General features: G+C 56.3%; 3 protein-coding genes. All 3 read right to left on the reverse strand.

Going from position 1 to position 6,107, the window contains the following annotated elements; all coding sequences use genetic code 11:
• On the reverse strand, positions 1-1,301 hold a 1,301-nt coding region (locus DWV32_RS03205), incomplete at its 3' end, for a GH25 family lysozyme (protein WP_262348784.1).
• A 144-nt stretch (positions 1,302-1,445) separates the two neighbouring features.
• Positions 1,446-4,580: an NlpC/P60 family protein gene (locus tag DWV32_RS03210; protein WP_117757168.1), complete on the reverse strand. Its 3,135-nt coding sequence runs from the start codon at positions 4,578-4,580 to the stop codon at positions 1,446-1,448.
• A 12-nt stretch (positions 4,581-4,592) separates the two neighbouring features.
• Positions 4,593-6,107, reverse strand: a 1,515-nt coding sequence (locus tag DWV32_RS03215) for a C39 family peptidase (protein WP_316242582.1), incomplete at its 5' end; no start/stop codon positions are given.

The following is a 6,107-nucleotide window of genomic DNA, read 5'->3' on the forward strand; positions in this document are numbered from 1 at the left end:
GTGGTGCCGCCCTCGGAGGCCGAGGGGGTGTCCCAGCCCTGCCAGCCGACGCCACTTACATTTGCGTTAATTTGCACAGAGCCATCTTCAACGGGATTCAAGATGTTGACCTTAAGATCCTCCACTGATTTAGACTGCCCCGTTGTACCAGCTGTAGATCCGTCGCGCTTGCTGCTCATCCAGCCAATATTCGAGACATGCGCCTCATACTGAATATGCATCTTGCTGTCGTCTAGGTTCAAAAAAGAACCGTTGAAGCAATAGTTCATGTCACAGCGTCCGTTAACGCCCGGGACATTGCCGCTGCTTGAATACTGCCAGAAACTGTAGCTGCCAGTATAATCGCAACGCCAATTATATTGAGCTACCCAATGGTCATAACCGCTCAGAGACGGACTATCCAAGTAGTTGTTGAGCCAGTTAAGGTTCGCATAGATCCCCGACTTAAAGCCAACGGCCTCCATACGGTTACAAAAAGTCTGCGCAATCTGGGCGAGCTTATCTTTGCTGAAATTTGGATCCTGCAGGATATAGTTATCCTCAAGATCGTAATAAACGGGAAGCGACGGATGATGGCCACCGAGCCAAGCAAGAGTCCTGTCAGCCTCTTTATTGGCATCCTCCACAGAACGGGCGTAGGAGTAGTAATACACACCATAAGGAATACCGAGGCGCTCACATTCAGCAGCATTCCTCTCAAAAGAATCGTCAGGTTTTCCGTAAACAGGTCCAACCTTGAGAATGGCAAAATCAATCCCAGCGGCCTTAACCTTATTCCAGTCGACAGTCCCTTGATGATTGCTGACATCGATACCACGCGCAACGGCACCATTTGGCAAAGCATCGTCAGACAAAGACTGCACATCGATGTCGTCGCTGCCCGCATTGATGAGGACACCGTTTTCATAACGCCAAGAGTTAGGCTCTAGGGAGTCGGATTCAAAGGAATCTGTCTCGATGGAAACATCGCCCGAAGCCTCACCATCAGAATCATCAGCGCCCGGCTCATCGGCACCAACCCCGGCCTGATCGTCGGAAATAAAGTCTGAATCCTCATCAGGACGAGCAGCATTTGCAGCGTCACCATACCATTCGGTTTGACATTGGGAATCCGAAGCATCGTCCTGTGTTCCCTGGGAACTTTCATCTTGGGATCCGTGCTCTTCAGACGCTTGAGATGTCGATTGCGAGATAGTGCCAGATTCAGCTGACAGCGCATATGCACAGTAAGGCTGAGCGACTTGCGACCAAATCATTACTAGCGCGCAAGCCAAAACCGCATACGCTTTTAGACGTTTCATGTATATCCCCCAAGATAGCAGCTGAATACAGCAACACAATCAATGGTTATATTACCGCACTTCATAGAATACATTTTGAGCTTGGAAAAGCAATGCCCCCGACACAAAAAGAGGCGCTCCTATTACGGAGCGCCTCAATAGGCTCTATGCAAAAGGTCTTGCGGCACCGATCACACGACCGGGAGCGTTAACCGAACGTTCGGTAACTCCAATTCCCGGCCACGAATCGATAATTCGACCGTTACCGATATAGATTCCAATATGACCCTGGTAGTAGACCACATCTCCCCTCTGCATGGCAGAGGTGCTAACCGGCATAAACGTGTTGCTACGATACCAGTTCATAGAGTTATACGTCTGCTCAGGCAGCCAACGATGGTTATAGGGGTTATACCAACCCATATCCATGCCAGTCGCATACAAACATTGCAGCACTAATCCCGAACAATCAACCGCATCCCCCGGCCAAGAAGACCAAGGCTCGATATAACGCGTTCCGATATATTCACGTGCACGCTGGATAAAGGCGTTGATGCAATCCTGTCGCGAAGCGTTATAAGGAATTCGAGAAGGCGTGACATACGTGAAGTAACCGGTGCAATACGAAGGAAGCTGTACGCTATTGCAACTAACCTTTGGATAAGAGCCGGGGGTCTGATATCCCATATATCGATAGGTCTCAAAATACGAATCAGACGTAGAGCCTGGTGCGGAAGCGCCCTTAGGGACAATCTTTACCTGTAAGGCCTGAACAGGAATGCCAAGCTTCGTGGTGCCCGCCGATGATCCATTTTTGGTCCAGCCAAGCCAACCATAATTTGACACATGGACGCGATACCAAACATCAAAGTAATTGGAAACATCGCCAGTCAAGTTAATCTTCACAGCCTGGATTTGCTGTCCTTGGCCAACAGTTCCCGATGTAGCCCCATCTGAAACAGCGGACTGCCAACCGATATTGGATACATGGGCAGAATACGAAATGCCGCCACTCATGGAGCTATCGGAAAGCGACAGTTGCATGGCCTCCATGGCACGGTTCTGCCCAACCGTTCCAGCAACACTGCCATTGCCAACAGGCGCTTGCCAGCCAAGACCGGAGCAATTTGCCTTAGCAGATAGCCCAGGAAGCTTGATCAACGCATCATGGTCTTGAACAGGAGCGTCGGACGAACCCTTGGCAACCAACTTAATTTGAATTGCCTCGGCCTGCTTAGACAGTCCAACGGTGCCAGCCGCAGCTTCATTTTTAGCCCAACCAAGCCAACCATAGTCTGCAGCATGAATACGGTAGTAAATATCATATTTTGAAGCGTCGTTCCCGGTCAGCCTTAATTTAACCGCCTGAATTGCGAGGCCCTTGCCAACAGTGCCAGCATAGGAAGCACCCGAGACGTATGGCTGCCAGCCGATATTCGCAACATGTGCCGACACTTCGACGGAGGCATCGATGCCCTGAGTTGCAACATACAAAGCCTGCAGGGAGCGGGACTTGCCCGTCTGGCCAGCGGTTTCACCGTTGCCAACAGGAGCTAACCAGCCCGCAGAAGCAACGTGCGCCTGAGATACAAGACCGATTCCAGGCGTTTCGATAAATGCATTGGCAGAGGAGCCAGGTGAAGACTGACCCTTATTTACAAGTGCAACATCGATGCCGCACAAACCGGAAGAACCACCAGAAACGCCACATGCCTGACCATTTGACGCCCAGCCAGTCCAGCCATTACCGGAATCGCATACTCGATACCAAATGTCATAATTGGCAGCAAGTTGACCGATCAACGACATTTTTATCGCTTTTATGGGTGCACCGGATACCGCCTTGGCAGCGCCACCATCCGATGAAGAAACGCCCCAGCCTGAATACCCATCCATAACGGAATAAGAAATAGACCCGTTATCAGTTTGACCGGCAACGCTCAGGGCAATAGAGTTCAGCAGTTTAGCACCCTTGCCTCCGATCGTGGCCTTTTGACCAGAAGAGGAGCCAAGACTCTCCCCAGAAACGGCCGATCCGGAAACCGTAACTGCGTCTGGATCGCCAATAAAGACCTTAGCCGAGGAACCGGGCGCCGCTCCGCCTTTCTCCACGAGAACCACTTTGACCGCTTCGATAGCCCTGCCCTTACCGGCAGAACCAGCAGCAGCACCATTACAGGCCCAATCGAGCCAGCCTATGCCTGACACATGAGCGCAATACCAAATGTCATATTTATCGGCCGCCTCGCCGGTCAAGCGAATCTGGACGGCCTCGAGGCGCTGAGACTTTCCAGTCGTGCCGCAGTGCCCCTTAGACCACTGCTGCCAGCCAACATTCGAGACATGACCACGAAGCTCAATAGAACCCGAGTGGCCATACCAGCCAAGCTGGGCTTCAAGAGCCTCCATGGGAAGGCCCCTGCCAGTTGTCCCCGCAACAGATCCACTTCTAACGGGCGACATCCAGCCAATATTCGAGGTATGCGAGCGAACGGAAATCGAAGCGGGATCATCGCTACGGTTCTTAAAGGGAGAGGTAGTATCGCCCGGGGCGGGGTCGCCCTTGGGCAGGACCGCGACCTGGACGGCCTGGACGGCGCGGCCGTAGCCCGCCGAGCCGGCGTCGGCGCCGTCGCACGCCCAGCCGAGCCACCCGAACTCCGCGGAGTGGACGCGGTACCAGACGGTGTAGCGGGCGGACAGCTCGCCGGACAGCCTGACCCTCAGGGCCTCGACGGCCCGGGGCTGGCCGGTCGTGCCGGCGGTGCCGCCGTTGCCGACGGCGGGCTGCCAGCCGACGTTCGAGACGTGGGCCTCGACGGATATGGCGGCGGCAATCTGTTCTTGAGACGCGGCTCCATCCACTTCAAGTGAGATTTTAAGCGCCTCGAGATTAAGGCCCCTACCCGTCGTTCCGGCAACCTTACCCGAACCAACCGGATCCATCCAGCCAATATTCTGCACATGGGCAGAAACACTTACGTTTTTGACAGTCAGCTGATTGCGTACGGCAGAATCGTCAGCAACGACCTCGCTTACATCTTCGGATGAACCCTGTTGCGTGTCTTGAGACTCGTTAACAACAGGGGACGCATTCGACTCTTGTCCTTCAGGGCCTGAACCATCATCAATAGCGTTCGAGTCTTCAGAATTCAAGTTAGTTGAGTCAGTAGATCCGTTAACTGAATAATCAGCATATGCAGCAGTCACGGCCCATGATTGACTCATGAGCAACACAGCAGCCATGAGAATAGAAACGGACACATCAAAGAGACGTCTCACGATTCCACCTTCCTTCATCAATTAACGAACCTACTTAAGGACAATCGCCTGTGCCCCTCGTTGCGAGTATAACGAAGCAATGCGCTGGGCGGAGTTAGAGACATAGCCAGCGAGTGAATCAGCCATGTAAACGGTACCCAGGGAACGATTAAAGCCCCTAAGAACGACGGTATGGGAATTGGTGTAGGTTCGATAGACCCTTCCGCCATATGCCTGGGTCGCATAGCAGCTTCCCAAGTTTTGCATACCAATCGTTGACCAGATAATAACGGGATGTCCGGCTTCCAAATAGGAATAAAGATCATAGAAACCAGTGCCCGTGACGTCATACGCCCGCAAACTGCTTCCACGACTAATCAAAAAAGAATTAGCCGTATTGGTCAAGCCGGGAGCGGATATGCAGTTTCCGTTCGAAGCACCATGCGGATTACCCCAAAACGCCGTCACAAAATCCCAGCTGCTCTTAGGCATATACGCATCTGCAATAACGGTTTTGCCCAGCCCAAATCCGTAATAGTTGAGCGCATTAGTCAATGCAACGGACTCGCAACCAGTCGGAAGCTCAGGATTCTGCATTGTGCAGGGAACGTTGAGAACAACCGAATTCGGATGCAATGGGCGGTCCCTGTACGCGCCGTCCGTGGGACCCGGGGCCGCCGAGCCCTTCGCGAGGATGCGGACCTGGAGCGCCTCGACGCGGTAGCCGATGCCGGTCGTGCCGGCGCGGGCCCCGTCGCTGGCCCAGCCGAGCCAGCCGTAGTCCTGCACGTAGGCGCGGTACCAAACGGTGAAGTACTCGGAGAGGCCGCCGGTCAGGCGCATCCTGACGCACTCGACCGCCCTGCCCTGGCCGGTGGTGCCGGCCAGGGCGCCGCCCGAGACCTCGTCCTGCCAGCCGACGCCGGAGACGTGCGCGCTGTAGGACAGGCCGCCGGAGACCGGCGAGGAGACCTCGGCCGAGATCGCCTCGACCGCGCGGGACTGGCCGGTGGTGCCGGCGGTGCCGCCGTTGCCGACGGCGGGCTGCCAGCCGACGCCGGAGACGCGGGCCCTGAGGCTGAGCGAGGGGACGGAGAGCTCGGCGGGGGCGCCCGGCGACGGGGCGTCGCCGCCCTTCTCGACGAGGACGACCTGGAGCGCCTCGGCCTGGACGCCGAGGCCCTCGGTGCCCGCGGCCTCGCCGTCCTTGGCCCAGCCGAGCCAGCCGTAGCCCGCCGCGTGGACGCGGTACCAGACGTCGTAGGAATCGGAGACGGGGCCGGAGAGGGACACCCTCACGGCCTGGACGGCGCGGCCCTGCCCCACCGTGCCGGCGTAGGAGGGGGCGGAGGCGGCTTCCTGCCAGCCGATGCCGGCCACGTGGGCCGCGACGGAGACGGAGCTCCCCTCGCCCGCCCCCTCGAGGTAGGCGCGCACCGCCTGGAGCGCGAGGCCCCTGCCGGTCGTGCCGACGTCCTCGCCGCCGCCCACCGCCTGCAGCCAGCCGCGCTCCGCGACATGGCCCTGCAGGACGAGCGACGGGCCGGGGGCGGCGCCGGAGACGAG

This window comes from Collinsella sp. AF04-24 (genome assembly GCF_003465685.1).
Classification (GTDB): domain Bacteria; phylum Actinomycetota; class Coriobacteriia; order Coriobacteriales; family Coriobacteriaceae; genus Collinsella; species Collinsella aerofaciens_AP.

What these genes read in the sequence shown, in the direction of transcription:
- DWV32_RS03210 (WP_117757168.1), bottom strand. Translation starts at nt 4,580, where the DNA reads ATGAAGGAAGGTGGAATCGTGAGACGTCTCTTTGATGTGTCCGTTTCT.